The organism is Mesorhizobium maamorense (genome assembly GCF_044998965.1).
Taxonomy (GTDB): Bacteria; Pseudomonadota; Alphaproteobacteria; order Rhizobiales; family Rhizobiaceae; genus Mesorhizobium.
The window spans coordinates 3,635,228-3,662,133 of sequence record NZ_CP173356.1 but is presented as its reverse complement, the minus strand read 5'-3'; the positions used below and the strand labels follow the sequence as shown (position 1 = coordinate 3,662,133).

The 26,906-nt window shown below is 59.3% G+C and carries 27 protein-coding genes and 3 pseudogenes; 12 read left to right on the top strand and 18 right to left on the bottom strand.

All coding sequences use genetic code 11. The features are described from left to right. Window positions 1–59 precede the first annotated feature (59 nt). The gene (locus ACIU1A_RS18475) at window positions 60–767 is read left to right on the top strand and encodes a response regulator (protein WP_404924896.1); all 708 of its coding nucleotides are present in this window, start codon (window positions 60–62) and stop codon (window positions 765–767) included. Between the two features lie 692 nt (window positions 768–1,459). Here ACIU1A_RS18475 and ACIU1A_RS18470 read toward each other — a convergent pair. From ACIU1A_RS18470 to ACIU1A_RS18440, 7 genes are all read right to left on the bottom strand, one after another. Further along, window positions 1,460–1,849, bottom strand: a complete 390-nt coding sequence (locus tag ACIU1A_RS18470; RefSeq protein ID WP_404924895.1) for a hypothetical protein — start codon at window positions 1,847–1,849, stop codon at window positions 1,460–1,462. A 656-nt stretch (window positions 1,850–2,505) separates the two neighbouring features. Next, window positions 2,506–2,673 carry a DUF1127 domain-containing protein gene (locus ACIU1A_RS18465; protein WP_404927958.1) on the bottom strand — a complete coding sequence of 56 codons (168 nt, stop codon included), beginning with the start codon at window positions 2,671–2,673 and terminating at the stop codon, window positions 2,506–2,508. A gap of 572 nt (window positions 2,674–3,245) precedes the next feature. Then, window positions 3,246–3,872, bottom strand: a complete 627-nt coding sequence (locus ACIU1A_RS18460; protein WP_404924894.1) for a class I SAM-dependent methyltransferase — start codon at window positions 3,870–3,872, stop codon at window positions 3,246–3,248. A 944-nt stretch (window positions 3,873–4,816) separates the two neighbouring features. Continuing rightward, window positions 4,817–5,326: a ferritin-like domain-containing protein gene (locus tag ACIU1A_RS18455; RefSeq protein ID WP_404924893.1), complete on the bottom strand. Its 510-nt coding sequence runs from the start codon at window positions 5,324–5,326 to the stop codon at window positions 4,817–4,819. A 109-nt stretch (window positions 5,327–5,435) separates the two neighbouring features. Beyond that, window positions 5,436–5,702: a DUF4142 domain-containing protein gene (locus tag ACIU1A_RS18450; RefSeq protein WP_404924892.1), complete on the bottom strand. Its 267-nt coding sequence runs from the start codon at window positions 5,700–5,702 to the stop codon at window positions 5,436–5,438. A 220-nt stretch (window positions 5,703–5,922) separates the two neighbouring features. Next, on the bottom strand, window positions 5,923–6,480 hold the full coding sequence (locus ACIU1A_RS18445; protein ID WP_140671349.1) for a DUF1003 domain-containing protein: 558 nt from the start codon (window positions 6,478–6,480) through the stop codon (window positions 5,923–5,925). Between the two features lie 175 nt (window positions 6,481–6,655). Beyond that, window positions 6,656–7,717 carry an alpha/beta fold hydrolase gene (locus ACIU1A_RS18440; protein ID WP_404924891.1) on the bottom strand — a complete coding sequence of 354 codons (1,062 nt, stop codon included), beginning with the start codon at window positions 7,715–7,717 and terminating at the stop codon, window positions 6,656–6,658. A gap of 515 nt (window positions 7,718–8,232) precedes the next feature. On the opposite strand from ACIU1A_RS18440, the gene ACIU1A_RS18435 reads away from it, so the two are divergent. The 6 genes from ACIU1A_RS18435 (at window position 8,233) to ACIU1A_RS18410 (ending at window position 13,489) form a co-directional block, all read left to right on the top strand. Next, window positions 8,233–8,808, top strand: coding sequence for a hypothetical protein (locus ACIU1A_RS18435; RefSeq protein ID WP_404924890.1), 576 nt, complete (start codon window positions 8,233–8,235; stop codon window positions 8,806–8,808). 41 nt (window positions 8,809–8,849) lie between these two features. Further along, window positions 8,850–9,245: a phage holin family protein gene (locus ACIU1A_RS18430; protein WP_140671354.1), complete on the top strand. Its 396-nt coding sequence runs from the start codon at window positions 8,850–8,852 to the stop codon at window positions 9,243–9,245. Continuing rightward, window positions 9,242–10,156, top strand: coding sequence for a hypothetical protein (locus ACIU1A_RS18425; RefSeq protein ID WP_140671356.1), 915 nt, complete (start codon window positions 9,242–9,244; stop codon window positions 10,154–10,156). The genes ACIU1A_RS18430 and ACIU1A_RS18425 overlap by 4 nt, the downstream gene beginning before the upstream one ends. Window positions 10,157–10,487: 331 nt before the next feature. Continuing rightward, window positions 10,488–10,760, top strand: coding sequence for a SemiSWEET family sugar transporter (locus tag ACIU1A_RS18420; RefSeq protein WP_404924888.1), 273 nt, complete (start codon window positions 10,488–10,490; stop codon window positions 10,758–10,760). 80 nt (window positions 10,761–10,840) lie between these two features. After that, window positions 10,841–11,755, top strand: a complete 915-nt coding sequence (locus ACIU1A_RS18415) for an NAD(P)/FAD-dependent oxidoreductase (protein WP_404924887.1) — start codon at window positions 10,841–10,843, stop codon at window positions 11,753–11,755. Window positions 11,756–12,299: 544 nt separating this feature from the next. Next, window positions 12,300–13,489, top strand: a protein-coding gene (locus ACIU1A_RS18410) for an IS3 family transposase (RefSeq protein ID WP_404924886.1) whose coding sequence is annotated in 2 segments (ribosomal slippage) — window positions 12,300–12,552 and window positions 12,552–13,489 — 1,191 coding nt in all. Because the reading frame shifts where the segments join, the coding sequence is not laid out codon by codon here. A gap of 158 nt (window positions 13,490–13,647) precedes the next feature. Here ACIU1A_RS18410 and ACIU1A_RS18405 read toward each other — a convergent pair. Further along, window positions 13,648–13,872: a hypothetical protein gene (locus ACIU1A_RS18405; RefSeq protein ID WP_140516719.1), complete on the bottom strand. Its 225-nt coding sequence runs from the start codon at window positions 13,870–13,872 to the stop codon at window positions 13,648–13,650. Window positions 13,873–14,841: 969 nt separating this feature from the next. On the opposite strand from ACIU1A_RS18405, the gene ACIU1A_RS18400 reads away from it, so the two are divergent. Both ACIU1A_RS18400 and ACIU1A_RS18395 read left to right on the top strand, forming a co-directional pair. Continuing rightward, on the top strand, window positions 14,842–15,036 hold the full coding sequence (locus tag ACIU1A_RS18400) for a Na+/H+ antiporter NhaA (protein ID WP_210239747.1): 195 nt from the start codon (window positions 14,842–14,844) through the stop codon (window positions 15,034–15,036). Between the two features lie 197 nt (window positions 15,037–15,233). Next, window positions 15,234–15,637: pseudogene (locus ACIU1A_RS18395) on the top strand (host attachment protein). A 758-nt stretch (window positions 15,638–16,395) separates the two neighbouring features. Here the strand turns inward: ACIU1A_RS18395 and ACIU1A_RS18390 are convergent. The 10 genes and pseudogenes from ACIU1A_RS18390 to ACIU1A_RS18345 all read right to left on the bottom strand — a co-directional run bounded on the left by ACIU1A_RS18390 (window position 16,396) and on the right by ACIU1A_RS18345 (window position 24,178). Beyond that, window positions 16,396–16,782: a hypothetical protein gene (locus ACIU1A_RS18390; RefSeq protein ID WP_404924885.1), complete on the bottom strand. Its 387-nt coding sequence runs from the start codon at window positions 16,780–16,782 to the stop codon at window positions 16,396–16,398. 137 nt (window positions 16,783–16,919) lie between these two features. Next, window positions 16,920–17,219: a hypothetical protein gene (locus tag ACIU1A_RS18385; RefSeq protein WP_404924884.1), complete on the bottom strand. Its 300-nt coding sequence runs from the start codon at window positions 17,217–17,219 to the stop codon at window positions 16,920–16,922. Between the two features lie 13 nt (window positions 17,220–17,232). Further along, window positions 17,233–18,699: pseudogene (gene ctaD, locus ACIU1A_RS18380) on the bottom strand (cytochrome c oxidase subunit I); the annotation flags it as partial. A gap of 52 nt (window positions 18,700–18,751) precedes the next feature. Continuing rightward, window positions 18,752–18,937, bottom strand: a pseudogene (locus ACIU1A_RS18375) (GNAT family N-acetyltransferase); the annotation flags it as partial. A gap of 74 nt (window positions 18,938–19,011) precedes the next feature. Next, window positions 19,012–19,377 carry a response regulator gene (locus tag ACIU1A_RS18370; RefSeq protein WP_140518341.1) on the bottom strand — a complete coding sequence of 122 codons (366 nt, stop codon included), beginning with the start codon at window positions 19,375–19,377 and terminating at the stop codon, window positions 19,012–19,014. A gap of 106 nt (window positions 19,378–19,483) precedes the next feature. Further along, the gene (locus ACIU1A_RS18365; RefSeq protein ID WP_404924882.1) at window positions 19,484–21,310 is read right to left on the bottom strand and encodes a PAS domain S-box protein; all 1,827 of its coding nucleotides are present in this window, start codon (window positions 21,308–21,310) and stop codon (window positions 19,484–19,486) included. A gap of 140 nt (window positions 21,311–21,450) precedes the next feature. Beyond that, entirely contained in the window at window positions 21,451–22,185 is a 735-nt protein-coding gene (locus tag ACIU1A_RS18360) for a PAS domain-containing protein (protein WP_404924881.1), read from the bottom strand. A 252-nt stretch (window positions 22,186–22,437) separates the two neighbouring features. Next, the gene (locus ACIU1A_RS18355; RefSeq protein WP_140518343.1) at window positions 22,438–23,196 is read right to left on the bottom strand and encodes a Crp/Fnr family transcriptional regulator; all 759 of its coding nucleotides are present in this window, start codon (window positions 23,194–23,196) and stop codon (window positions 22,438–22,440) included. A 71-nt stretch (window positions 23,197–23,267) separates the two neighbouring features. After that, the gene (locus ACIU1A_RS18350) at window positions 23,268–23,444 is read right to left on the bottom strand and encodes a hypothetical protein (RefSeq protein ID WP_404924880.1); all 177 of its coding nucleotides are present in this window, start codon (window positions 23,442–23,444) and stop codon (window positions 23,268–23,270) included. A gap of 389 nt (window positions 23,445–23,833) precedes the next feature. Then, window positions 23,834–24,178, bottom strand: a complete 345-nt coding sequence (locus tag ACIU1A_RS18345; RefSeq protein ID WP_404924879.1) for a hypothetical protein — start codon at window positions 24,176–24,178, stop codon at window positions 23,834–23,836. Between the two features lie 274 nt (window positions 24,179–24,452). On the opposite strand from ACIU1A_RS18345, the gene ACIU1A_RS18340 reads away from it, so the two are divergent. From ACIU1A_RS18340 to ACIU1A_RS18330, 3 genes are all read left to right on the top strand, one after another. Next, window positions 24,453–24,779 carry a low affinity iron permease family protein gene (locus tag ACIU1A_RS18340; RefSeq protein WP_140880310.1) on the top strand — a complete coding sequence of 109 codons (327 nt, stop codon included), beginning with the start codon at window positions 24,453–24,455 and terminating at the stop codon, window positions 24,777–24,779. A 45-nt stretch (window positions 24,780–24,824) separates the two neighbouring features. Next, complete coding sequence (locus ACIU1A_RS18335) at window positions 24,825–26,123, top strand: phospholipase D-like domain-containing protein (protein WP_404924878.1); 1,299 nt, start codon at window positions 24,825–24,827, stop codon at window positions 26,121–26,123. A gap of 258 nt (window positions 26,124–26,381) precedes the next feature. Next, window positions 26,382–26,900 carry a ferritin-like domain-containing protein gene (locus ACIU1A_RS18330; RefSeq protein ID WP_140518325.1) on the top strand — a complete coding sequence of 173 codons (519 nt, stop codon included), beginning with the start codon at window positions 26,382–26,384 and terminating at the stop codon, window positions 26,898–26,900. Window positions 26,901–26,906: the final 6 nt, after the last annotated feature.

The following is a 26,906-nucleotide window of genomic DNA, read 5'->3' as shown; positions in this document are numbered from 1 at the left end:
TTGATTTGCAGGTCACTTCAGAGGCGACTTTTCCATAGGCTAGTTGCCGGTGGTCGATTTTGACGACGCACGCACACGTAGTTGTCTGCGATGACGAACCGGATATCCGCGACACGGTGGCGGAATATCTGGAACATCATGGCTATGCCGTGTCGCGGGCCAGCGCGGGGCCTGCCCTGCGTGAACTTGTCGATAGCACGCACATCGATGTGGTCATATTGGATATTCGCATGCCAGGTGAGGATGGCCTTTCGCTGGCGCGATATCTACGAGAGCACGCAGACGTTGCCATTATCATGCTGACTGGATCGGCGGAAATCGTCGACCGTGTTGTCGGCCTGGAGATTGGCGCCGACGATTATGTCGCGAAGCCGGTGGACCTGCGGGAACTGCTGGCGCGGGTCAAGGCCGTGCTGCGCAGGACGTCGGCGAGCGAAAGGGCTGCCGAGAAAGCAAGCACTCCGGGGCGCCAGGTCCAGTTCGGTAAGTGCCGCTTCGACCCGGACGCACACAAAATGTACAACGCCGAGGGGATCGAGATAGCGATCACCCCGATGGAGTTCCGGCTTCTGAAAGTATTCAGCGAACACCGCGGACGAGTACTCAACCGCGATCAACTGCTCGAACTCGCGCATGACCGCGGATGGGAACCTTTCGATCGTAGCATCGACATTCGCGTTTCGCGCCTGCGCAAGAAAATCGAGGTCGATCCCTCCAAGCCGGAGGTGATCAGGACGATCCGCGGCATGGGTTACCTCTACTCTTGAGCGCGCCGCTGGCTGGCTGGACCAGCGCATCAGCCCTTGCGGCTGAGGTATTGCGACTTTGTGGTTCCAGGGGATAGCCCCGCTCAAACTTCTGAGTTTCGGGAATCTAACTGCGTTGCCCTGGGCTTCCACTGTCACGTGTGTGCGCTGAGCGGCTGGCGTGCAGACCAAGCCGGCCTTCTCGATACCTGGATTGTGTGCCGCAACCGCCGGGGTCCGAGGCTGCGACACGTTCCCTGCGCCGACAACGACGCGGGCACCTTAAGCGCGAATCAGAGCCGTTCGAAGTCGAGAAAGTCCGGCCCTCCCACCCAGGCGGCCTTGAAGCGCATCCATCTTTTCGGCGTCCACCCGCAGGTTGCCATGGTGGGCCTCCACGATCAGCACGCTCAATTCCAGCAAATCCGGCGCCGGAAGTCCTCCCGCCGTCTCCGCAGAAAAATCGGTCTCGGCAGCGAGCTTGCGGATTGCGGCGGTCTCGGCGCGCGCCGCCTCGCTCGCACCCTTTGCGGCGAAGGCGACGCCCCGCGCATATCGTCAGGTTGCCTCGACACAAGGCAGGGCGGTTGCCGGCACCGGCAACGCGAGTATGACCTCGGGATCGCTGGACTGGGCGTGGGCAAAATAGGCCGCCGCCTTGGTCGGCTTGCAGCCCGGCCACCTTCTCGGCCGTGGTGTTGGAGACCAGCCACTCAAGCTTTTTGGCGGCCTCGGGCGATTGCCTCAACGTCGCCCGCCATCTGTGCGGAGGTCATCAGGAAGTGCCGGTTGAGCGAATAATAGCCGTCCGTGTAGACACCGGACGTGCTGTCCGGCGCCATGCCGACGCGATCGAAATAGGCCTCGTCCGCTGCCACCGCCTCGCGGTTGATCTCCAAACTATCGATCCACCGGCCGACCTGGTGATAGATGTGCGCTGGCATGTGCACGATGTGTCCGGCGCCGGGCATGAGGGCGGCCAGCCGGTCGACATGGGCTTCGGCCCTTTCCAGCGTCGAGGACGCTTCGACGGCATGGATACAGAGATGGATCTCGCCGACATGATCCGGATTGCGCGCCAGCACCCGCTCCAGTGAGGCCACAAGCTTGATCGTGTCCGGCTTGGCGTTGCTCCGTCGTCAAGCCAGTAGTCCAGGGCATCAGATCTCGTAAGCGCGTCAGCGCGTGATGATTTCCTCGTCCTGCGGATGGCGGTCTGCCAGTTCCGCCATCGCCGCGGCATAGTCCTCGTTCAGGGCGCCCTGGTCGGCCGAAGCATCGGCGCTGTAGCGCTTGGAGAGCGCGGCGATGTGGTCCTTTTCCCGGCTGGTGGCAAGTGCGTTAGCTTGCCCGCCTGCGCGACGGCTTCGGCCGCGTCCGTGGCCGCCTACTGGCCCATGCCGGCATTGATGTTGGTGCCGAGCACGTAAGCCTCGCCCCAGAAACACATGGCGCAGGTGGAGTCCAGTTTCTGCGCGGCCGTGAAGGCGCGCTGCGCTTCGACGTGGTTGAACGCCCACGCCCAGCGTAGGCCCTAGTTGAAATAGGTCTGCGCCAGCGGGTGGCGGTGGTGACAGGATAGGAATGGCTGCCGAGGTTTTGGAACAGCGGGACGCTTGTCGCATCCTCTCCAAACACCGCCGCCTTGGCCTGGCGGTGCGGAAGGCCCGAGTCATGGGCATTGGCGGCGGGCACCGCCAGAAGGATAGCCACGCTCGCACAGGCCAGTAGCGGGAGCCTAAATGAAAGCTTCATGGGATCAGCCCACCTTGTCTTCCTGGCCGCGCCTCAAGCCGCGGACCACCAAACCGATTTCGGACCGGCTGATCCCGATGTCCTTCAGGAGGGCATCCTCCATTGCCGCAAGGTTCCGTTCCGCCCTCCGGCGAACCTGGTAGTCCCGGAAAGAGTGGTAAGCTGCTCGCATTCTCGACATTGCACTACTCCACGATTAGCGCCGCGGGATGCAGCGGTGCCGTTGCATTTAAACCATCCCTGTGTCAGGCGTTTTTCCGCGCCGAATGCGAAGTGTTTCGTTTGTTTCAGCGACGGGGAGCGCTTTTCCGTGCGGTGTGGACTCCGAGCTGCCAGAGTCGCGAGGAAATCGCCTTCTTTCAGGGCGCTGGATTGTGAAACGGGTGTCCGAGATCGCCACGCTCGCTTGCGCGTCAGATGGCAGCACCGGGAGTCAGCCCCACAGTCCGACAAGATGCCTTTGCAGGGCGCTTGGCGAGCGGAGTTTCTCCGCCGCTATGCTCCGAGACGCCAGCCGCCCGGAACTCAGCCAGCGCAACGCTTAGTCGGCCTGTCTTTCACGGCGGTCCTACGATGGTCGTTGGCCTGAAGCCGACGTACGTCTTTCACGACGCGAACGGCAGCAATCCGCCCCGTTCCGGCCATAGAGGCGATCTTTGCCTTCGCCCGGAAGCGGACGTTGCGGTGACCACCCGGAGTTCATGGTCGTGCCACAACCGGCCATTCCCGCAAGGTCTGTGTGCGTCATGCCCGACTCGCCCGAACGCTCAGCCACCGATCATTGGGCTTTCCGATGCAACGACGTACCTCGCTGACAATCCAGCCGGCGTCTGTGAGTGCGGACCGTAGAGCGGACTCGCGCCAGTAAGTCTCGACGTAGCGCCCAGGCGCTGCAGCGCCGCCGGGTGTGGACACTTCCTCGCCATCGCCCTCTCTAACCGAGGCATGCAGTCGGCCACCGGTCCGGGTCGCCTCGGCAAGCCGTCCAAGCACCGTGCCGAAATCCTCGCGCGCGACGTGAATCAGGCAGGCACAGGCCCAGATCCCGTCGTACGGCGTGCCGGGACGCTGCGGGTCGGCCAAGTCTTCGGTCAGCGGGTCCAACAGGTCGGCCTCGAAGCCATTCTCGCGAAGCAGTTCGACGAAACCCTTCGAAATGTCTGTGCGCCGGACGCTAATCCCCCGCTTCTCAAGCTCAAGTGCGTCTCGCCCGCCACCGCTTCCGATCTCCAGCACTCTGCCCGAGCCACCCAGCTCAGTCACGAATGCAGCGATTTCTGTCGCGACCCATTCGGGCATCGGCGCGGCCTCGGCAGCATACTCCGCCGCGACCAAATCATAGGACCGCACAGTATCCCGGTCGGTGCTCATCGTAGCGCTCCTCCTTTCAGACAAGAGGCCGATGAGCGAGAGCCCCATCAGCCGTTGCGCCCTTACACTTTCGGCAGTTGGTGACATCGCGGGCGATTTACTTCCCAGCTTTAGCAGGAATGCGATCTGAGACACTACCGACCGTTTGCCCATGGCTGCCGGGCGGCAGGGCGCCCCCCAGCGGATGTTCAATCGGACTTTGCCTTCGCCCAAGAGCGGACGCTACTTCAGAGCCGGCTGAATGTTAGCTGCGTGCCTCGCCCCTGACAGGCAGGTCAGTTTGAGCGAATGGGAAGCGCGTCCCCTGACCGAAGAAGTAACGGACTGGCTGGCCAGCCGGTTACACTCGCAACTTTAGAACCTCTTGGTAGGCAAGTGCCCGCAACGGGTATCCGCGCCTGTCAAATGGCCGATGTGCTGCGCCATACGCAAGAATGGGATCAACCCGCAAAGAACAACGAGCGGATTGCTCAAAACGCGCCCTGCAACTTCATCGGCGGATGCATGAGTGCCCACCTTGTCGTACACGCAGCGCCTTTGTGATCATGACAGTGAGACCCGAAAGTGCTCTCAACGATGGTCTACTAAAGGGCCGCGTAGGGGCGGGTGGGAGCCTGGGCGATCAGAGGCACCGGCATGTCTTGATCAGGACGAGTACTCCCACGGCGTAAGGCACCGCCAAAGCCCGAAGGCGTCCGAACCCGCAACCGGACAGCTTTGTTCCACAGAAAAGTCCCAACGCAATGCGCGCAGACTTTACTACTGATCGAACGGACCAGGTCTGCTGGGGTTGACAGGGCCGCAGAGCCATCTCCGGGGCACCGGAGCAGTGTCGGCATCGCGCCGAGGATGTGAACGTCCGTTCCCGGCGGCGGGAACGCGGAAGATCCGCTCAGCAGACCCTATCGCCAGAGAAAATAAGGCCCGCCCGCGCCATTTGGGCGTCACCGTTTTGCGGCATCGCTGTCGGCCGCGGCGCGAGACAGGAACATCTGCGTCGTCTCGGCGAGGTGGGTCTTCAGCCAATCCGCCATCGCCTCCTCTTCGCGCAGATTCTGCTCACAGACACGCGCCACCTCGGCCTCCCCTTCGGCGTTGGCCGCGGCGATGAGCATCGTGTAGGAGGCAATCTCCATATGCTCGAAAGTATAGCTGGCAAGCGAACCCTTCATCACCTCGTCGCCGGCGAACACGCCGCTGATCGACTGGGCCATGGCGGTGAGCTTGCCACCTGCGTCTTTCATCGCGGAAGATCCCTCTCCGATCCGGTCAAGGCAGGTTCTCAGCCGTGAGGCCTGCTGTCGCGTCTCTTCGAGATGCTGACGGATCCGGTCACCGAGCTCCGGATAGCTTTCGAGGCGTGACAGTTGTCCGGAGAGCATCGTCTCGGCCTGCTCCTCCATGGCGTGAGCGTCTCTCAGCCACTGTATCAACCAGTCGCGCGATTGTGTCATGAAGGTCTCCCTTGGGTTGCTCGCCCAAACCGCGAGCGGAGAGCATTGTTCCGCCGGCAGGCTCGACCAGAGGCGCGGCCGACGCGCGGATTGACCGCCGACGCGACGGTCACTTCTTGCTCTGGCCCGAGGCATCGGCCAATGCCGGTTTCACCAGCTTGCTGCGGATATCCCGCGCCATTTGCAGATGCTCCAGTACGGCCGGCAGGATATCCGAGGCGAAATGCTGGACGTCCGGATCCTGGCCGGAGCCGATCTCCCATTCAAGGAGTTGCACAGTCTTCTGATGGTCGACGATCTGGCCGCTGATGTAAGCGAGATCGAATTCGACGCCTGTAAGCTTCTGCCGGCAATGGCAGCGGCGAAGGGAGGCCACTGATAAAGGTGTGCCGTGTGGAATACCGAATGGATCCGACGAGACACATGCCGTCGCAGGTATAGCGTCTGCGACCCCGGGAGCCATGTCGGAGGGGGCAAGTGTTTGAAGGGATCGTCTTCGTCTGCGGCTACTTTGTACCCGCCAACCCTGCTGACAGGACAACGAGCGTTCATCGACACGGTTTCGCCTATCGGTGAGATAGTGGCGACACCTCCCCCTACTTCTCTGCCTCCACAATCTTATCGAGAACAGCTTCAGGTGCCACGTCGCGCTTCAGTTCCTTCAATTCATCGTCCGCTTCCGTGGGAACATTCATGCACCTGGCAATCTCCTCGACCATCTTGATGAGCTTGGTCGTCTCGTGTTCGTTGAGCAGGCTGACCTGAAGATCGAGGTCTGCTCTCGCATCGTCCTCAGCGGCCATCCGGTTCTGGTTGATGAGCACGAACGTGGACAAAAAGATCGCCTCCACGGATGCAATCATCGCCAGGATAACCAAGGATGGGTCCCAAGGCTGAACAAAGCCGACGGGCTTGATGTTGAGGACGATCCAGCCCCCAAAGAAAACAAGATGGATATAGACGAACATCATGCTGCCTGCGAACTGGCTGATTGCCCCCGCGGCGCGTTGCTCCGCAGTGGCAGCGTTCGCATCGCGCTTCCGTCGTTGAACGATTGCTTCGATGTTGCGGGCCAAGGCAGGAGCGAGGCCGTCCGCGGGTGGTGTGGTTGGGGTGGCGTATCCCATGTCATTGCCTGAGGTGTTCGGGCGCATAGCTCTCTCCGTGTCTGCACCTGACCCACTTAACTGGTCGGTTGGCGTTTCGATCCATGCAGCCTCAGGAGCGCTGACGGACCTTCATCACGAATGGCTCACCCAATGAGACAGACCTATAAAGGCGGACGCAAATCGGCATAATCGCGGCATCTGGCTGTCTGCTTTCTTCGAACTATGACAAAACGACTCTGTGCCGGGATCCGAAAAGATGGCTTCCGCCCGAGTCATTCGCGCGGTGCAGGAGCATTGTAAGAAGCTTTTTCAGGTGAGGGGGTCCGGCCGCCGCGATGCTGTCCACCATCTTCAGCACAAGGTGCGGCGCAGCATGATGCACCATGTGACCGGCGCCCGCGACGATGCGTATCATCGAGCCCGGTAGGACTGCGTGCAAACGTTGGGAATGATAGTTGGTATCGAGCAGGCTGTCCGCGTCCCCGGCCATGATACCTATCGGCGCGTTTGTCCTCCCTGCGGTCTTGGGAGCTAATGCGGCAACGGGGATCAGCAGACCAGATTCCGCAGCGGTCGTTCGCAAGTGCGACGGTGCGCTGACCAGATTTCGCAACGCATTTGAAAACTCTGGCGGGACAAGTTGCGGCCCGAACAGGCGGCGCATCAACACGGGCCAGATCAGCCTAACGACAGGCGGCAGGATGGTGTGGCAAAGGATGGTTCCCACGATCGGCAGTGCCGGCAGGGCGGCAAGCAGGGCATCGAGCCTGGGGGAAGGGAAATGATAGCCGGAGAGGAGAACCGCGCCACCAATCTCGTCAGGATACCGGGCCGCCCACTGGAGGGCGACCGATGCCCCCCAGGAATGGCCAAGAACGATAGGATTGTCTGCCCCGATCCTCTGCGTGGCGCTCTGGAGCAGATCTGCCTGGGCCGCGGCGGTCCATAGGCGACCGCGCGGTCGTGTACTGCCGCCAAACCCGGGACGGTCGAAGACAATAACGCGATAACGCTTGGCTGCTTTGTCGACTAGACCGCTGATTTGGAAGTCCTCAGCGGCGGAACCGTTCCCGTGCAGGAGAACTAGGTCCCTGCCGCTTCCAGCCTCGATATATCGTAGGCGGACACCGTCGACCTCTATGGTCCTTCCTTTCGCGCGGACGGAAAGCGCTTGCTTGGTCGCCGCTCGATTGTTCAGCGCTAGCAGGGCCACCGCCGCAATCAGGCCGCCGACCCAGACGCGTGATGATCGTTTCAGTGAGAATTGGAACCGGAAAGACATGCTGCCGTGCTCCTTGCGTAGGTTGAGGCGACTGGCGAATCGCCGCTGGGACGTCGCACCCCAAAGGCTCACCGTTTTTCGCCATCCGAACCGAGACGCCACATGGTTGTTCCGGCGCCTGATCGCCTGACCTTCGAACGAGGCTACGGGCTTACCTCGGCCCAGGGCTCCTCGAGATTGAGCCCGCGGAAGGTCAAATGACAGCCGGAAGATGCGTTAGTCTTACCAGCCGTTTCCACAGACTGGATAGCCAAAAGAGCGCCGGTGACGAGTAACCCTTGGGCTCCAAACATGGCGACGTGCTCGCGTTTAACTCGCACGGTCTACCCACGCAGGGGCTCTGTAAATCTAAGATAGCTAAAAAAGTTTTGGCTAATGGAACATCGCGCGGTTCAGCGTGTTTGCTTTCGACGAAAATGGAGAAATCAGGCCGTGAACAGCGTCATTTATCTCATAGGCCTCGTTGTCGTCGTGCTGGCAATTCTCTCCTTCCTCGGTTTTCACTAGGAGCCATCATGCAACGCGAAGGCGATCAGGGACGTCCAGCGCCCGATTTCGATAAAGCAAAGAGCGAGCTGTCCGAGCGGCTCCAGGAAGAGACCCAAAGTGCCACCCGATTGATTCACGACGCCAGTGACGAAGTCGTCAACAAAGCTGGCAAGTACGCGTCGGAAGCGCAGGAGGCGTTGTCAGGGAAGGCGCAGGAAACGCAGCGTGATATGAGCGCGAGCTTAGCCGCTTTTGGGGGCGCGCTGCGGGCAGCAAGTGAGCATCTGGCCAACTGCGATCAAGCCACCGTTTCGAAGGTCGTGCTTACTGCCGCTGGTGGGCTGGAGCGCCTCTCGTCCTCTTTGCGGGACAAACCAGTCGAACAAGTCTTAGGCGAGGTCAGGTCCTTCGGGCGCGAAAACTCTGGAGTGCTTTTCGCCGGGTCGGTTCTCGCCGGTTTGGCTCTGGGACGTTTCATCAAAAGCTCGCCACCCGCTGATTCGAGCGAAGCGGACGGTCGGCTGAAAAGCAGTGGCGCCCCAAAGACTGTAAGGCGCCCGAAGACCACAGGCAGCTCTCCACGGGACGACCTCACGTCATAACGAATGCAGCCACTTTCTTGGCCGAGCACGGAGCATGACCGATGAACAACGATCAGGACGGCCGCAGTCTCGCGAGCCTTGTGAGCGACCTTACACAGCAAGTGACGACCCTGCTACAGACCGAAACAAGGCTTCTGCGGGCCGAGATATCCGAAAACGTCAGCAAAGCTGGGCGCGGCGCGGTCGAAGTCATAGGTGGTGCCGTGTGCTTGCTGGCATCGCTGGTGGTACTGCTCCAAGCCCTCGTGATCGCTTTGGCTAAGGCGGGTCTGGGGGCAGGGTGGTCCTCGCTGCTTGTCGGTGTCGTCGTGGCGGTCCTGGGAGTGATTCTCCTGCGCACGGGAATGGCCAGCATAGCGCCTTCGGAATTGGCTCCTGACCGCACACAAGAACAACTCAAGAGCGATGCGCGTGTAATCAAAGGACAAATGAGATGAGCGAGAAATCGGCAGCCGAACTCGAACGCGAAGCCGAGATTGCCCGCGCAGCGGTCGTCGATACCGCCGAATCCATCCGCAGCAAAATGACACCCGGTCAGTTGATCGATGAGTTCACCGGGTTGTTTGCCGGCGGCGCAGGGACCGCCGCCCTCGGCAGGCTCCAGACCCAAGTCAGCGACAACCCTTTGGCCCTGATGCTGGTTGGGACCGGCCTAGCTTGGCTGATGCTTGGCAGCGGTGCTTCGGCGGGTGAGTCTCCGGCAACACAGGCTGCAAACAATCAGCCAGAACCCGACAGGGGGGCGTTCGGGGGCAGCGATATGAAAGGGGCTGCGGAAGGGCTGAGTTCTGGGCGGGAGATCCCCGGCGGACGACCGTCAGCCGGAGAGATGCTCTCGGATGCCGGCGATGCCGTTGCCTCTGTTGCAAGCAACGCAAGCGAAGCGGCGTCAACAGCGGCTGGCGAGACCAAGGATAAGCTTGTAAACACCATGGGGCAGCTTGGCTCCAGTGCGGGTGATATGGCTGCGCAGGCGAGTCGAACCTGGCAGGAACTATTTGAGCGCGAACCACTGGCACTTGCCGTCCTCGGCCTGGCGGCGGGTACGGCTATCGGTGTGCTTCTGCCTCGCACAGCTTTGGAAGACGAGCAACTCGGCGGCTATCGTGACAAACTACTTGGCAGCGCCAACAGTGCTTTAGAGGAAAGCGTGGAGCAAGCGAAAGAGATCGCTGCCGAAGCTTACGAGACAGTCAAGAGCGAGGCGGACCGGCAGGGCTCGAGCGGCGCCGCCGACACGGTAGCCGGTAAGATCGGTCAGGTCGTCAACGCCACCGCAAAGACTACCGAAAAGGCTGTTCGACATCGACTTCCCGAATCGGATCAGTCCTCCACGACCAAGTCTTAAAGTGTCTGCACAGGCGAAACACCGGCTAGCTGCTCAGACAAGCTTTTCATGCGTCGGCATCGTGTAAGATTAAGATTCAGAGAATCTTCTTGAGGTTCTCATCTCACACCGGTTTCTCGTTTCTTTTCGTTGATCGTTTGGCAAGCCTCGATAGGGCTCAGTCAGCCTGCCGCCGCCAGGCGTATTCAGTTGCTGATTTCCTCGCAGGGAGTTGAATGGGACGTCAGTCAGCGGTCAAATTGAACTTGGAGTCGCCTGTCGTGAACAAAACCGCGCGCCGACGGTTTGATTGCATGGAAACTGAAACACTCGTCGGCTATGTCGCGGCACTATGCTCGATGGTGAGCTTTGCGCCGCAGGCCTGAAGATCATAAAGACGCGGGACACGGGCAGTATCTCCGCGCCGATGTATGCGATTACGGTGGTGGGCTTCGCGTTTTGGCTCATCTTCGGATTCATGAAAGGCGAGTGGCCAATCATTATTACAAACGCCGCCTGCTTCGCTCTCTCGGCATTCATTCTTCTGATGACCGTCCTTCCCCGCGCAAAGAAGGACGCAGTCGCGGACGTGCTAGATGCCGCTGCCACAAGGAATGAGCGGTGATTTTCCTTTGGTTGCGTTGTGAGATTTGTGAGGCGCTCAGGTGGCAGCAGGAATAACGCCTTTATGTCGGGAGTTCTCTTGTGGTTCGAGTCGAAATCCGTCCTGGCGAATTATACGACTGCCTGGTCATCGGCGCGGGACCGGCCGGCCTAACCGCCGCGACCTATCTGGGGCGGTTCCGGCGCCGCGTCATCGTTGTGGACGCCGGCCAAAGCCGCGCAAAGTTGATACCGACAACGCACAACTGTCCCGGTTTTCCTGACGGTATTTCCGGGGTGGAGTTGCTTGACCGTCTGCGGCAGCAGGCCCTGCTGAGCGAAGTCGAACTCCTGGACGATACGGTCCACCACGTTGAACGGAACGGGACAGACTTCGTCGCCACGGCATCCCTTCCCATTCGGGCTCGCGCGGTGCTCATGGGGACCGGCATTGTTGATACGCTTCCAGACACGCCCGAGGCTGCCGCTATGATCAAAGCCGGCACATTGCGGCTGTGCCCCATCTGTGACGCCTACGAGGTCATCGACAGACGGGTTGCGGTGATCGGCCCGGCAGACCAGGCAGTGAAAAAGGCTTTGTTCATACGAAGCTACACAAGCGACGTTACCATGCTGGTCGAGACGGGAACTCGATCCGACCCCGCCGCGGGCGCTTTGCTAAGAGAGGCGGGAATCAATGTCGAGGAGTGCATCCCAAACTCAATCAGCTCTGCCGGCAATCACGCGACCGTCAGGCTCGTTGCCGGGAACACAGTTTCTTTCGATACCATTTATCCCGCATTGGGCTGCACGATACGATCGAAGCTCGCGACCGATCTCGGCGCGGAATGTGACGACGTCGGCAACCTTGTTGTGGATTCGCGCCAGCGCACCGCAATTGCAGGCCTCTATGCCGCAGGCGATGTGGTTGACGAGATCAATCAGATCGCGGTCGCGTTCGGACACGCGGCGATCGCCGCAACCGATATGCACAGCTATCTCGCGCATAACGAGTGAACATACATTCGGCCCGGTTTATGGCGGCGGGCACGTTCCCGCCGGCGAAGTCATAGGTACGGAAATCTTCCGCGTTCCGTATTTTCGATAGAGCATTTACGATCCGGTGAATAACAGACCACAATGGTGCGCATTGAGGGAGCTCAGCGAAAGAAAGACGTTGGGCCCGCCGAGGGGCAGAAATGATGTAGATGCTCTTCGGGCAGCGAAAGCTGCGGACATAGCTCGCATCAGCTTGGATGAAATATCTGAAGAGGTCGGGAGTGTCTTCGAGGTGATTTCGGAGGCCATGCAGCATCGCGATGGCGGCTCGCCTGACTAATTTTAATTAGAGCAGTTCACCGTTTCACGGAAACGGCGAACCGCTCCGACTCTTTGTTTGGGGTCGCTGGCTCCGTCGACGTTCACGACGCAGTAGGGCGAGGGCGCTGCGATTTCTCCCGTTGAACTAGGGCCCTGTGAGCCAGTCTCGATCTTTTGACCTGCCACTGAGTTTTTCCTCCATCTGAGATTAGAGTCCGGCCCTTGATCGAAGGACGGACTGATGAAGAGAAAGCTTTTTACGGAAGAACAGATCCTCGCGGTTTTGCGCGAGCATGAAGCAGGTGCGAAGGCGGGCGATCTGGCCCGCAAGCACGGGGTCTCGGAGGCGACGCTGTATAACTGGAAGGCCAAGTATGGCGGGATGGACGTCTCCGACGCCAAGCGGCTGAAGGCTCTGGAAGACGAGAATGCCAAGCTGAAGAAGCGGCTCGCCGACCAGATGCTGGAAGCCTCGGCATTGCGCGAGCTTCTGTCAAAAAAATGGTAGGGCCCGCCGCCAAGCGCGAAGCCGTAGCGCATCTGCGGGCCGTTATGGGCCTATCGGAGCGTCGGGCCTGTTCCTTTGTGGGCGCTGATCGCAAGATGGTCCGTTACCGGTCTCGGCGTCCGCCCGAGACGGAGTTGCGCACCAGGTTGCGTGACCTTGCCAACGAGCGCCGGCGCTTCGGCTACCGGCGGCTGTTCATCTTGCTCAGGCGCGAGGGCGAGGCATCTGGGGTCAACCGGATCTACCGGCTCTACCGCGAGGAGAACCTGACGGTGCGCAAGCGTCGGGCAAGACGGCGAGCGGTCGGCACGCGGGCGCCGATCCTGGTCGAGGCAAAGCCGAACGCGCGCTGGTCGGTGGATTTCGTCCATGACCAGTTCGCCAGCGGGCGGCGCTTCCGCGTGCTCAACATCGTCGACGACGTGACGCGCGAATGCCTGGCGGCGATCCCCGACACATCGATCTCCGGCCGCCGCGTCGCTCGCGAACTGACCGATCTGGTCGGCCGACGCGGCAAGCCGGCAATGATCGTTTCCGACCACGGCACGGAGTTCACCTCGAACGCCATCCTCGCATGGTCGAAGGATCATCGGGTGGAATGGCACTACATCGCGCCGGGCAAGCCGATGCAGAACGGTTATGTCGAGAGTTTCAACGGCCGGATGCGCGACGAGCTGTTGAACGAGAGCCTGTTCTTCGGCCTCGACCACGCCCGAAACGCCATCGCCGAATGGCGGGAGGACTTCAACACCGCGAGGCCGCATTCCTCGCTCGGCTACCAGACCCCGGCGGCCTATGCCGGGGTCATCACCGCAACCGGCTCCGACGCTGCGCTGATCGAAAGCTCCGCGCCTCCGCCGGTTGCTTCCCCCGCGCCCCATGGCGTAACAGAAACTGCCGAGGCTCTAATCGCCGCTGGATGACAGTTCAGTGGCAGGTCACTTTTCCTTGGTGTCAGGATCACGGATCGGCGCAATGATAGCTTCGACTTTGTTGTCCCAAAGCCTAAACCTTTCGCACACCCTGCCTGGCGTACACCGGCCCGCGAAGATGCCCATTGTGTGGGGGCAGAAAAGGGGACCTAACCCACCATTTGAAGCGGCATAGTGCGACGAGAAATGATGCGTTCGAGTTCGCCTTCGTCCTCGATGCCGGCCTGGAACAGTGCCATCAGCTCACATGCTGCGTCATGGGCCGTGTTGGAATCAAGGCTGCACCGCCTGTCTGAGCAATATCGGATAAGAACCCGCTGCAGCATTTCGAGATCGTTTGGGTAAATGGCGATGTCGGCCGGATGCAACCGCATGCTGTAGTCCCTTTCAAGCCAATGCTTTCATTGAGCAGCTCAGGGAGCCGCTGACGACCTTCAATCGCACTTCGCTCCGGCTCCGTCATTTAACAATGATATCCCCGCCCCAGTCTGCCGCAGCCAGCCACGCCGTGGCCCCCCTTTACCGATTTTGCTCGTTGGAACCAATAACTCGGCTAGAACGCATGGAAGACAGCTGACGCGGGCTCGTCCATTGACAACAACAGCCCCGTGAGTTGGACGTCATTTGTGTCGACAAATCGAGAGGTAGTCTGGTCAAGTGCTATGATCGTTACAAACAACAAAGGGAGGCAAATCAAAATGAATATTCCTGGATTTGCTGCAGAAGCCGCTCGCTTACAAGAAAGAACCGGGCGCTGCCTCATGCGATTTCCGATTCAAGCAAGGCCAATGGCGCCGAGTCATGAAGGACGTTGGAGCAAGCTGGTGAATCCCCAAGCGCTGAGTTGGGGAGGAAGTCGACCGGGGAGCTGTGTGGACGGTTGTTTGGCGTCGTGCCCAAGGGACTTCGTTGGTGGAATTGCGGCCGCGTGTGCCCTCAACTGCCTTTGGATCTGCTTCGGATCTCGAGTTCTTGGGTGTGCTTCCTTTGCCGCCACCTAAGTGCCCGTGCTCATAAACTCAGTCCCGAAATGTAGGTCATTCGATCTCGTCAGTGGCATTCAGCACTCCAAGCACGGGAACAACCTGGTGCGTCCGAAGTGGCGCACGCGCTTCGCCCGGGAATCTCGAGCACGGCTTCTCAAACGATATTGACGTGCCGCATTACCTGGCCATTGCTCTCCAGTATGTGTGCTTTTTTGCAATCAAACGATCGTCCATAGCCGGTTGGTTGACCTGGCGACCGTGGTGGCGATCTTCTTGATGAACTCGCCGATCGGGCCGGCGTTCGAGGCGCTCTGGCGCCAGGAGCTCGGCATGAGCTAGGGCAACGCATCCTTTCGGATGTCCATCCTCCATTGGGTCGATGACGGCCTGCTGACGGTGTTCTTCCTCGTCGTGGGAATGGAAGTGAAGCGCGAGATGACAGTCGGTCACCTCGCAAGCCGCCGCTCCGCCGCGCCTCCGATCGCGGCTGCGCTCGGCGGCATGGTCGTGCCCGCGCTTCTCTATGCGCTCGTCGTCCCGGCGGGACCGTAGTCGCGCGGGTGGGGCGTTCCGATGGCGACCAACACTGCGTTTGCAATTGCTTGATCGCCGTGATGGGTGCTCGCGTCCCCGTCGAGCTGCGCATCTTCCTCACAGCAGCCGCTATCGTCGAGGCGCCGCAAAGCGCTGGCACGCAAATATCATAGCCCGCTGACGTTTATGTGGGGTCTTGAACATGAGGTTTTTGGATGGTTCTACCTACCGGCACGACAGTAGCAGTTGCTGACGGCGAGAGGGTCCGCCTGTTCCACAATACGGGCGTGAAATCTGGGGCGCATTTGGCCGAGATCACGGCGGCTTCGCCAACGTCCGCCCATCCGGGTTCCGGCGTGCGCCACCACACCGGCTCCGCCAACCCGGACAGTAGACAACTCGTGGAGGACGACTTCGCGGCAGCGACGGCGGCGTTCCTCAACAAGCTCAGTCTGGACGGGACCATAGAGCACCTGGTCCTTGTCTCCGACCCCGGACCTTGGGGGAGATGCGCAAGCATTTTGACCGCGACCTGAAGGGCAAGATCATTGGCGAGCTCGCGGAGGACTTCACCCGGCGTCCGCTCGAGGACATCGCCTGTTTGATCGCCGATGCCTGACGCACCTCTGGAAACGGCTGCTCATGCAACTCCGTGCAGGCATAACCTGCGCGAAGTCAAAGTTGCCGACGACGACTGCTCTTGGAGGTCCGACAGGTCTTCTCCATCCGCCGCCAGGTCTCTCCGGCGGTAGCGCACTTCGCCGAATTCCTGCGCCAGAGGCAACGACAATATCGCCACGCTTCCAAACAATCCGCTTGCGCCTTCTGGTGATCGTAACCTGACAGATGGCGGCCCTAAGGAGAGGCGGCTCAACTCGCAACCCGGCGGCGCAGCACTCAAAGTGTCTAAAAGACTGCTGCCATGATTATTGAATTTGCAACAAAAAAATGCCTAGTGGGGCGATGACGGTACCTTCACGTTGGTGTGGTCACGCCGTCGAATGCCGCAAAATATGAAAAATCGTCCGATTGGTCCCGACAGTTAGTGAAACCTCGAAATTTTTTTCGCAATAGTTTTCTTTTTAAAATCAATAGCGTAACTTTTGACGGTTCTTGAGTCGGATTCTATGCGGTTGCAGGAAATATTTGACAGCAATTTCAATGGGTTAAATGTTGTTTAAACAATCGGGTGGGAAATCATGCCCGCGAAGGGCATTTATCTCACACCGAGTGGCAGCTTTGCGCCCAAACTCCGTCCTAGAGTTGCGCTTTGCCGTTGACCCAAAGCTGCCGTTCGTCGGATCATGAAATTAGAAGGCGGCGTGGCCAAGACCGTGCCCTGTTCTTCTCACGCTAAAACTGCGTAGAGGTTCAGCCTCATCGTTCGAGGCAGATCGCCACGCCCTGGCCGCCGCCGATGCAGAGTGAGGCCAGGCCTTTGCGGGCGTTGCGCCTCGTCATCTCGTGGAGCAGCGTCACCACGATGCGGCAGCCGGATCCGGCCAGCGGATGGCCGAGCGCGATGGCGCCGCCACTGATGTTGATGATCTCCTCGTTCCAGCCCATCTCGCGGTTGACCGCGATCGCCTGCGCGGCGAAGGCTTCGTTGATCTCCACAACGTCGAGGGCGGACGGCCGCCAGCCGGCCTTCTGCAGCGCAAGGCGTGACGCCGCGACGGGACCCAGCCCCATATCCATCGGCTCGACACCCGCCGAAGCATAGGACGCGATCCGGGCGAGGGGCTTTAGCCCGAGTTCGTTCATCCGTGTCTCCGCCATCACCAGCACGGCGGCGGCACCATCGTTGAGGCCGGAGGAGTTGCCGGCGGTGATTGTCCCCGCCGGGTTGAAGACCGCTTAAGCCGGCCAAGCCCTTCGAGGGTGGTCGAGGGGTTTGGATGCTAATCCCGGTCGACGACGGCATCGCCTTGCCTGGTCTTTACGGAGACAGGCACAACCTCATCGTCGAACCTTGCCGAGCGGATGGCTGCGCCGGCTTTCTCCTGTGACCGAAGCGCGAAACGGTCCTGCTCATCGCGCGTGATCTGGTAGCGCAGCGCCAGCGACTCGACCGTGACGCCCATGTGGACTTGATGGAATGCGTCCCACAGCCCGTCGGTGATCATCGAATCCTTGACGGCCTGGTCGCCCATGCGCACGCCGCCGCGAACGCCTGGAAGGAAGTGCGGCGCCGATGTCATCGAGTCCTGTCCGCCGGATGCGCGGCAGCTTCTCCCATTGATGGAAGGGCGGCGGCGATGGCAGTTGCCATTCCAGCGTGGTCGCCCCTTCGCCCCAAGGATTGGCGCTTGCCTGGCGTCTTCGGCTGAAGGCCTCGGCAACCGCGATGAAGAAAACGATGAGCCCGGCCGTTGAGATGTAGGAACCGATCGACGAGACGAAATTCCAGCCGGCGAAAGCATCGGGATAGTCGGCGTAACGTCGCGGCATGCCCGCCATGCCCAGAAAATGCTGGGGGAAAAAGACGAGGTTGACGCCGATGAACATCAGCCAGAAATGCAGCTTGCTGAGCGTTTCGCTGTACATATAGCCGGTCATCTTCGGGAACCAGTAGTAGAAGCCGGCGAAGATCGCGAAGACCGCCCCCAAAGACAGCACATAGTGGAAGTGAGCGATCACGAAATAAGTGTCGTGGTACACGCGGTCGATGCCGGGGTTCGCAACCATGATGCCAGTGACGCCACCGATGGTGAACAGCAGGACGAAACCGAGAGCCCACATCATGGGTGTCTTGAACTCTATCGATCCTCCCCACATGGTCGCCAGCCACGAAAACACCTTCACGCCGGTTGGAACGGCGATGACCATCGATGCGAAGGCGAAGTAGCGCTGCGTGTCGACCGACAGGCCGGTCGTATACATATGATGTGCCCAGACGACAAAGCCGATCGCGCCGATTGCCACCATTGCATAGGCCATGCCGAGATAGCCGAAGATCGGCTTCTTGGCGAAGGTGGAGATGACGTGGCTGATGATGCCGAAGCCAGGCAGGATCATGATGTAGACTTCGGGATGGCCGAAGAACCAGAACAGATGCTGGTAGAGGATCGGATCACCGCCGCCGGACGGCGAAAAGAAGGTCGTCCCGAAGTTGCGATCAGTCAACAGCATGGTGACCGCGCCGGCGAGCACCGGCAGCGACATGAGAAGCATGAAGGCTGTGACCAGCATCGACCAGGCGAAGAGAGGCATCTTGTGCATCGTCATGCCGGGTGCGCGCATGTTGAAGATGGTGGTGATGAAGTTGATCGCGCCGAGGATCGAGGAAGTCCCCGAAAGGTGGATGGACAGAATAACGAGGTCGACGGCGGGACCTGGCTGGCCCTCCGTCGAATAAGGCGGATAGAGCGTCCAGCCGCCGCCATGGCCGAGCGTACCGGGCGCTCCCGGAACGAACATCGAGGTGATGAAGAGGATGAATGACACCACCAGCAGCCAGAACGAGATGTTGTTCAAGCGGGGGAAAGCCATGTCGGGTGCGCCAATCATAATTGGCACCATCCAGTTGCCGAAGCCACCAATCAGCGCCGGTATGAGGACGAAAAAAATCATGACCAGTCCATGGGCACTGACGACGACGTTGTAGACACCCGGATCGCCAAAAATCTGCAAACCTGGTTCTTGCAACTCCACACGGATCAACACGGAAAGCGCGGTACCGAGGCACCACTGTAAGGGAGCTATTTTTGGCTGAAGCTTCTTTGCATGCGCGTCAGCTCAATGCGTGGCCGGCCAATCCATAAACCCACGGTCCGTTTTCTTCCCGGTTCAGGAATCGGCCCCCTTTGGACATGGTCGGAACGGTCTCGGCAATGCCAAGGCGGCACTGCTCGAGAAATGCGGCAAACATGCCATCCTTCTCCCGGGTATCGACTCGGGCGAAGCGCCCAGCAAGATTTACATCCGGTTGTCGATTAATTCACAGCGATGCCAACCAGGGATCCGCCAGCCTTGACGTGGCGGTTGTGACGCTCAGCCTTCGTTGTCGAGCTCCTGCAAACCATTCTGGATGGCTTCGATGAGCATCGGCGTAGAGTAGGGTTTCTGAACCCAGCCGAGTGGTCTTGCCGCTTCGGCCCGAAGCTTTACATCGCGGTCAGCGTGCGCAGTTGCAAAGATGCACCGGATACCGAAGGCCCGGTAAAGTTCCAACGCTGCGTCGATTCCGTCGCGCTTGCCAAGCAAACGGATATCCATCAAGGCAATCGTGGGCTGAGCCGAGCGCGCAATTATGATGGCCTCCTCGGCTGTGCTGGCTATCCCAGCCAACACGAAACCTGCATCGCTAAGACTGGCCTCGATATCAAGTGCAATCAGGTAGTCGTCTTCGACGATCATGATGGATGGTTTGCCGGAAACTCTCGCTTCTGCACCAGTCCCATCGTCTCTGGAGAAAACTAGCTGAGGTCTGGATGGTCGGCTCGAAACCCCCGTCCGGCTTGTCTCAACTATTGCCGTTTTTAACGTCAAAGCCGTTCTCCCCGGGAGCCTGAGAAAAAATCACGATGCAGCGAGACGGATCTCGCTCAACTTCGAAAATCCCACCAATCTGGCGCGCCAATCCCTCAACCAACCGCAAACCTGACGAGGAATGACGCTCTGCCCGCAAATCGAAACCTGGACCTTCATCCTCGACCGTCAACACCTGCTTTTGACCGTTTTGCTTGATCTCAACCCGAATGGTGCTGCTTCCCTTGGCCGCTGATCCATGTTTGACCGCATTGACCAAAAGCTCATTGACTATGAGCGCAAGCGGCATTGCGATATCGTTGGGCAATTGGATGGGATCGGCGTCGCAAACTAGTTGGACATTCGCTGGAAACATCTGCTTTGTGGTTTCGCAAATGGCCCCGACAAAAAGTGGCGCGCTGAAATTGGATGCATCTGGCGTGTCGTAGAGGACACGTTGAGCCGCAGCCATGGTCGCCACTCGTTTGCTTGCCTCACCAATTGTCTTGCGAGCCTCGGGATTTTGACTGGTCCTGGCCGCTACCGAAAGCAACGACGTCAACATCATCATGTTGTTCTTAACGCGATGGTTGAGTTCGTTAAGCAGGATCCGCTGTTGTGTCTCAGCTTGCTTGCGCTCACTTACGTCGACCAGCATGTTGATGCCGCCGACAATTTCTCCAGCTGCATCCCGCATCGGCGTCGGATAGGGAATGAATGGGATCCGGGTGCCGTCCGGCCGCTCGGCAATCGCCTCAACTCCCCGGACCGGTCGCCCTTCACGAAGCGAAACAGCCATTGGACACTGGTCGTGAGGAAGTGGCGTTCCATCTGGCCAATAGAGCTTCCAGGTAACGCACCATTCATCACTGCCGATCACCGGCGTTCGGCCGGCGAGTTCGACCGCTGCCTCATTGAAATAGGTGATCTTGCCCTGCTGATCGGTTGTGTAGATTGCTGCAGGGATGGCGGCGAGCAAATCCTGAAGGTGACGTTCACTGTCGCGCACCTTTGCCTCCGCGACTTTCTGCTCGGTTATGTCCCGGGCAATTTTGGAGGCGCCCACGATACGGCCCGCTGCGTCTCGGACAGGCGATATTGTCAGAGAAATGTCGACTAGCGACCCATCCTTGCGGCGCCGGATTGTTTCGAAATGATCGACAATTTCGCCATTGCGTATCCGACCCAGGATGAGCGGCTCCTCCCCCAGCCGATCCGGAGGGATGATGATCGTGATGGACTTGCCGAGCACTTCCGAGGCCGAATAGCCGAACAGCCGCTCAGCCCCCCGGTTCCACGTTAAAATGACCCCATTCAAATCCTTGCTGACGATCGCGTCATGGGAAGACTCCACGATTGCTGCCAGCCTCTGAGCAGCATTTTCGCCCTTTATGCGCTGAATGCCGAAACCGAGCTGACGAGCGATGGTCCGACCCAATTCAATCTGCTCTTCCGAATACTCCTGAGGCTGGTCGAAGTAGGCCATGAACTTACCAAGGAGCCGTCCACCTTGTGTGATCGGAATGAAGTAGACCGCACCGATTCCCTCGCTGCGGATCGCCTGTTTTAATTGTTCCGGCAAGTCCGCATGCTTTGCATCGCCGACACAGATAGGCTGCGGATCTTGGCTCTCCGTCGACCAAGGCGAGTGTCCTTCCACCGCTAAGCGGTAAGTATCGGACAGGCCACGCCAAGCCACAAACTTCATGCGCCCATCTTTATCCAACAGCAATATCGAAGCACGCTGGCATTGGAGCGCACGTTGGATCGCATCGAGCGCCGGCTCATACACATCCTCTTGCGTGCGCGCATGCTGCAGCATTTCAGTGAATCGATGTATCGCACCCTGTTCCTCGGCACGTTTGGCAAGCGCCGCCTCAACCCGCTTGCGCTCGCTGATATCGTGCTGAACCCGTACAGCGTATCGAAACGACCCCTCGCAGTCATGAACACTCGACGAAGTCACAACAGCCCAAAAACTGATCCATTCTTGCGAACAAATCGCTTCTCAAGTGTGTAGCTGTCGATTTCACCGGCCATTTGCCGTCGATACTGCTCTCGATCTGCTTCAACATCGGCCGGAAAGGTGCGGTCAAAAATCGACCGTCCAATCAGCTCATCCTGCGTGTATCCCAAAAGGGCACACAGATGGGAATTCACCCGCAGCAGTTGGCCTTCGACATTCGCTTCTACGATACCTGCGGCAGCGTTCTCATAGGTGATGGCAAGGCGCCGCTCCTGTTCGCGTATAAGCTCCTGCGCCTTGATCATTTCAGTCACATCGATGGTGATGCAGCGGGTGTTGAGGAAGCGGTCAGCCACTAGGCGAACGTTGGACGTTATTTCTACCCAGCGGATCGACCCATCTTTGGCCCGCAGCCGGGCCCGGTAGTTTTTAAGTTCCTCCCGCCGGGACAGGCGGTCCAATATGTCTCCAATAGCAACCTGATCTGCGTGAAATTCGCGAATATTGCGGCCTATATATTCCTCGGCCGCGAATCCCAACATTTCCAATTCTGCGCGATTGGCACGCAGAATCGTGCCGTCTTTTCCGACGAAGTGAAGTGCGATGGCGGCATTCTCGAAAAAATCCTCAAACTCATCAGGGAGGATCGGATCGGGAAGCTGACGCTCGCGACTCCTCTCCGAGAAAGATGCCACCTCATCGACTCGAGCAGGAAGACCCCCTTGTTTCATTTGGTACCCCCGTCTCCTAAGAAGCAGTTGGAAATGCGTGAGAGGACCAAAGGTTCCACATTGACCCTTCAGTCGGCGCCAGGCGCATCAGATCCGTCAATGCTAGGTGCATCGACACCGTGGATCGCGGGCTCCGTGGGTCGCCTGGATAGGTGCAACTTCAGCAGAGGAGCTCAAAAGAAAATCGCTTGCCGCGCGCCGTTGCTAGGCCTCATTGCTGCCTCTGGGGGAAGAAGCAGGCGAATAACCTTTCTATCGTGGCTCTTTGCGAAGGTTGAGATAAGTCGCATCGAACTCAGCGGCTCGCGCCAAGCGATCCCAGTTCGTGATGGTCACCACCTTACGCTGCCAGGTGATAAGGCCAGCACGGCGCAATGCCATGAGCGTCCGATTGAGATGGACAACAGACAGTCCGATCGTATCCGCCAGCATGTTTTGCGTGACAGGGAATTCGAATGACCATTCCCGGGTCAAGCCGACGACCTCCATCCGCAGGAACATCTCGCAAATGATGTGCGCCAGGTGGGCTTCAGCGGACCGGCGCCCCAGGCAGGCAATCCATACCCTCTGAATGGCGGCATCCACCGCCAATATCGTTGTCAGCACGCGGAACAGATGCTGGTGGGTCTCAGTGATCCGACGCAGCGGATCATGGCCGATGAACGCCATGCGAGCCGGTGCCAAAGCAACGACGTTGTGGTCCATTACGTGCAACAGGAATGCATGCAGATCAACGAAGTCGCCGGGAATGTGGAGGGCCGTTATCTGGCGCCTGCCGTCGGCGAAGGTGACAGTTCTTCCCGTGATCCCCGAGACGATAACGCAGCTCTCCTTGGGTTCGGCGTGCTCCGCGACGATTTCGTCACCGACTTCGTAGTCACGTACCCGCCAGGGACCGTCCTGAAGTACTGCCCGGTCTTGATCCGTGAGAACGTCCCGTCGCTCCAGCACTTTGAACAACACCGATACGTCGACAACTGATCGGTTCGGCAGTATCGTCTCACTTGGCAAGAGTTACCTCCTCAATGTCGAGCGCCGCTCAAAAGCTCAGATCAGGCCGGATGGCGTGCCGTGCCTCGCCGCTATGCTTGGGAACTGATCACGTCGACAGCCATCAAAATCGTAGCATCATGGATAGTACCGCTGTCTAAGGGGTCGAGGGCGGCAAGCCAGACCATCCATTTCTTCGTGTGGCCGATAGCTCTGGCGTTGCCGAGCGCTTGCTCGCGATGCCCAGCACCCATTCCGGCAAGCTGCATCTCCCCTCATTCACCTAATGAACGTAAGGCTGCACGAGGCCGAAGGTTCCGCTCCACAGGAAGAAGAACGCTTCATATCTTCCCCTGGAGCGACACCTTCGCCCCAACGGCCGGACCACGATATGCATGTAAGGGACTTGGCCGGAGACCGGGGCTGCCCTCACCCCGACCGCATTACGCCTGGTTCGTCGGTATCGTCGATCGCGCCCATCGCCTTCTGGAGTGGATACCAGATCCTGAAATCCGCTCGTGGCAACGAGATAGCCGGGTTCCTCGTAAACTTCCCAAGATGTCGCAGCAAGGTTCGCGAGCTCGGCATGAATTGCCGGGTGCGCCGTGCTTTCTATGGACTCAAAACGGAATTTCGGCATTCACATCTCTCATTCTAGTTAGGGCGAAGCGCCGGCAGCCGGTTGTTGGCGGCTGTCGCTGTTCGAGCCATCGTCCGCGAGCACGGTCTTGGCGATGTATTCCTTGAGGTCGCCGACTTCCTCGCTGATCTCGTCCGCCAGTATCCCTTCGCTTTCAGCATCGGAGATACATTGATCGGCTAGCTTCTCGGCGGCTATTTCGGCCGCCATTGCCGAAGGGGCATCGCTGATATGTTCATCGATCCATTCTCCGACGAAATGTGCCGTTTTATTCACCAGGAGGTCCGCGTCGCCGGCAGCAGCGGTCTTGGGATTGGCAAAAGCGGGTTTGGAATTCATTTGAGCACCACCTTCAATGTGCACCTACCAACGCGGATTTCGCACGAAGGATGCAAACACCTTGTCGAAAGTGCCGTGGGCTCGGCGATCGACCCGAGTGACTTCTTGCGCCGATTTGAACGGTGATCATTGCTGCCGAAATGGTGAGATAGAGAATGCTCGCAGGCTGCTCCTAAAAAGATGATCGAACGCCGCTTGGAATGGAACATGCGCTCCCACCACTGCTTGGCGCTCCGCCGGCATGCATTGTAGAGCTTGGCACAACGGGAACCTGCGTTGCAGTCGAAAGTTCTTGATGATGGCAAATCACCCGATCACGAGCGTGCTCACCTCAATTGGCACGTTGACCTCTCGGCCGGCAGCATTCCTGGTGCTGCTGGCTTACGCAGCCCTTTGGCTATTTCTCGACAGGGCGAGTTTGAACTGGCACGGCGCGGCGACCCTGTTCACCTGGGCCATGACACTGTTCATTCAACGCGCAGAGCATCGCGACACGCAGGCGATCCATGCCAAGCTGGATGAGATGTTGCGAACGAATAGCTCGGCATCGAACATCACCAGAATCGATGATGAGGAACCAGAGGAAATCGAAAAGCATCGCACTCGTAAACAGCAGGGCGATTGAGATGTACCATGCGGCCTCGTGGCGCCACGGGCGGGCGCGCACCCAGTGAGGTTTGGCCTGAACCTGCGACGGCTGCTTAACAGCCTCAAATACGTGGCCGTTGCCGTCATCGCCAGCCTGATCACGTTGCTCAGCATAAACTTGGCACCAGAGCCACGCATTTTGCGAGCGCTTGTCCCGCACCGTTTCGACGCGTCGGATCCCGATTTTGCAAGGAGCATGAGCAGTTATTCGCAAGGACAGCTGTTCGATTCAAACGCGGTACAAACCCTTGTCAACGGAGATGAGATCTTTCCTTCAATGCTGCAGGCAATCCATGCGGCTCGGTCTACAATTGATTTCGAGACCTATATCTATTGGTCGGGGGTCGTCGGTTATGAGTTCGCGACCGCGTTGGCAACCAAAGCCCGGGAGGGTGTCGAGGTCCGTGTGCTCGTTGACTGGGTCGGCAGCCTGCCGTTCGATGAAGACCTGATCGAGATCATGACAAGCGCCGGCGTGCGGTTCCAGCGCTATAGACCTATTCATTGGTATACGTTGGATCGTGTAAACAACCGGACCCATCGCAAGCTGCTCATCGTCGACGGGCTGGTCGCGTTCACCGGCGGCGTCGGTATTGCCGACAACTGGCTCGGAAACGCCCGCAACCCAGATGAGTGGCGCGACACGCACTATCAAGTCAAAGGACCCGCAGTGTCTGCCTTCCAGGCGGCATTCGCGGAAAACTGGTTGGAGACGGCCGGCGAGACATTGCAAGGTGAGAAGTTCTACCCACCCTCCGAACCTGCGGGGTCGCTTAGCGCTCAGCTGATCCTGTCATCGCAGCCAAATGGCTCGGAGAACATGGAACTGATGATGCTGGCGGCGATCGCTGCCGCCAGGGATCATCTTCGCATCGGAATGGCCTATTTCGTGCCTGACGATATTGCCCTGCAGCAGATCTTGGACGCCAGGAAACGAGGGGTAGCAGTCGACGTGATCGTGCCCAACTGGCTCACAGACGTGCCCCTGGTCCGAAAGGGCTCGCGGTACTTCTGGGGCGACTTGCTCAAAGCTGGGGTCCGGATCTTCGAGTTCCAGCCAACGATGTATCATCCCAAACTCCTGATCGTCGACGACGTCTGGACGAGCTTTGGCTCTGCCAACCTGGACGAGCGCTCTTTGCGGCTGAACGACGAAGCCACGCTGAATGTCTACGGCCGGGATTTTGCCAAAACGCAGATCGACCTGTTCAACCAGGATCTTGCGCGATCCAGGCAGATCAGTTTGGGCGAATGGGAAGCGCGCCCCCTGACCGAAAAAGTATCGGACTGGCTGGCCAGCAGACTACACTCGCAACTCTAGAGCCTCTTGGTGGGCGAGTCCCCGCAAACGGATACTCGTCGGTCGCGTCATCGAAGTGTCGCATCGGCGCCGTGATAGCGCGCCTGGATGCGGCATTGGCGAGACAGCACCATCGTGTGCGCGTTTAGGCAGTGCGTCGATACCGGTTGTTCGCAACCGACGGCGTGCCGGCCGCCTGCTGAAACACGGCGGAACAAACAGCTAGCCGCCTCGTTTGAGCAGGGTGCCGCCCGGCGCGCTCTCAAGCAGGAGATGACGATGGCAACCAAGAAAGCTTCGCAGACAAAGGGACTTGAGGATCTCTTCCAGGATGGCTTGAAGGATATCTACTACGCTGAGCGCAAAATCCTTTCCGCCTTGAAGAAGATGGCGAAGGGAGCTGAATCCGAAAAGGTGATTGCTGCCTTTGAGAAGCATCGAGGGGAGACGGAAGGCCAGATCGAGCGCCTGCAGCAGGTGTTCGAGATCTTCGGCAAGCGGGCACAGGGAAAGACCTGCCCGGCAATCGACGGCATCATCGAAGAAGGGCAGGAGATCCTGGAGGAGTTTCAAGAGGCTCCGGCCCTGGATGCCGGGCTCGTAGCCGCCGCGCAAGCCGTCGAGCACTATGAAATCGCCCGATATGGAACGTTGATCACCTGGGCCGGTTTGCTTGGTCTGAAAAAGGCCGTTCCGCTGCTCGAACAGTCGCTCAAGGAGGAAAAGGCGACGGATGAAGCACTGACGCAACTCGGGGAGGCCGGTGTGAACGAGAGAGCTATGCAAAAGGCAGCATAGATATCC

What these genes read in the sequence shown, in the direction of transcription:
- ACIU1A_RS18435 (WP_404924890.1), top strand. Translation starts at nt 8,233, where the DNA reads ATGCAACGCGAAGGCGATCAGGGACGTCCAGCGCCCGATTTCGATAAA.
- ACIU1A_RS18360 (WP_404924881.1), bottom strand. Translation starts at nt 22,185, where the DNA reads ATGAAACAAGGGGGTCTTCCTGCTCGAGTCGATGAGGTGGCATCTTTC.
- ACIU1A_RS18385 (WP_404924884.1), bottom strand. Translation starts at nt 17,219, where the DNA reads ATGACATCGGCGCCGCACTTCCTTCCAGGCGTTCGCGGCGGCGTGCGC.
- ACIU1A_RS18365 (WP_404924882.1), bottom strand. Translation starts at nt 21,310, where the DNA reads ATGCTGCAGCATGCGCGCACGCAAGAGGATGTGTATGAGCCGGCGCTC.
- ACIU1A_RS18370 (WP_140518341.1), bottom strand. Translation starts at nt 19,377, where the DNA reads ATGATCGTCGAAGACGACTACCTGATTGCACTTGATATCGAGGCCAGT.
- ACIU1A_RS18330 (WP_140518325.1), top strand. Translation starts at nt 26,382, where the DNA reads ATGGCAACCAAGAAAGCTTCGCAGACAAAGGGACTTGAGGATCTCTTC.
- ACIU1A_RS18440 (WP_404924891.1), bottom strand. Translation starts at nt 7,717, where the DNA reads ATGTCTTTCCGGTTCCAATTCTCACTGAAACGATCATCACGCGTCTGG.
- ACIU1A_RS18400 (WP_210239747.1), top strand. Translation starts at nt 14,842, where the DNA reads ATGTCCATCCTCCATTGGGTCGATGACGGCCTGCTGACGGTGTTCTTC.
- ACIU1A_RS18430 (WP_140671354.1), top strand. Translation starts at nt 8,850, where the DNA reads ATGAACAACGATCAGGACGGCCGCAGTCTCGCGAGCCTTGTGAGCGAC.
- ACIU1A_RS18460 (WP_404924894.1), bottom strand. Translation starts at nt 3,872, where the DNA reads ATGAGCACCGACCGGGATACTGTGCGGTCCTATGATTTGGTCGCGGCG.
- ACIU1A_RS18425 (WP_140671356.1), top strand. Translation starts at nt 9,242, where the DNA reads ATGAGCGAGAAATCGGCAGCCGAACTCGAACGCGAAGCCGAGATTGCC.
- ACIU1A_RS18445 (WP_140671349.1), bottom strand. Translation starts at nt 6,480, where the DNA reads ATGCGCCCGAACACCTCAGGCAATGACATGGGATACGCCACCCCAACC.
- ACIU1A_RS18465 (WP_404927958.1), bottom strand. Translation starts at nt 2,673, where the DNA reads ATGCGAGCAGCTTACCACTCTTTCCGGGACTACCAGGTTCGCCGGAGG.
- ACIU1A_RS18405 (WP_140516719.1), bottom strand. Translation starts at nt 13,872, where the DNA reads ATGCGGTTGCATCCGGCCGACATCGCCATTTACCCAAACGATCTCGAA.
- ACIU1A_RS18420 (WP_404924888.1), top strand. Translation starts at nt 10,488, where the DNA reads ATGCTCGATGGTGAGCTTTGCGCCGCAGGCCTGAAGATCATAAAGACG.
- ACIU1A_RS18390 (WP_404924885.1), bottom strand. Translation starts at nt 16,782, where the DNA reads ATGAACGAACTCGGGCTAAAGCCCCTCGCCCGGATCGCGTCCTATGCT.
- ACIU1A_RS18340 (WP_140880310.1), top strand. Translation starts at nt 24,453, where the DNA reads ATGGCAAATCACCCGATCACGAGCGTGCTCACCTCAATTGGCACGTTG.
- ACIU1A_RS18350 (WP_404924880.1), bottom strand. Translation starts at nt 23,444, where the DNA reads ATGCAGCTTGCCGGAATGGGTGCTGGGCATCGCGAGCAAGCGCTCGGC.
- ACIU1A_RS18455 (WP_404924893.1), bottom strand. Translation starts at nt 5,326, where the DNA reads ATGACACAATCGCGCGACTGGTTGATACAGTGGCTGAGAGACGCTCAC.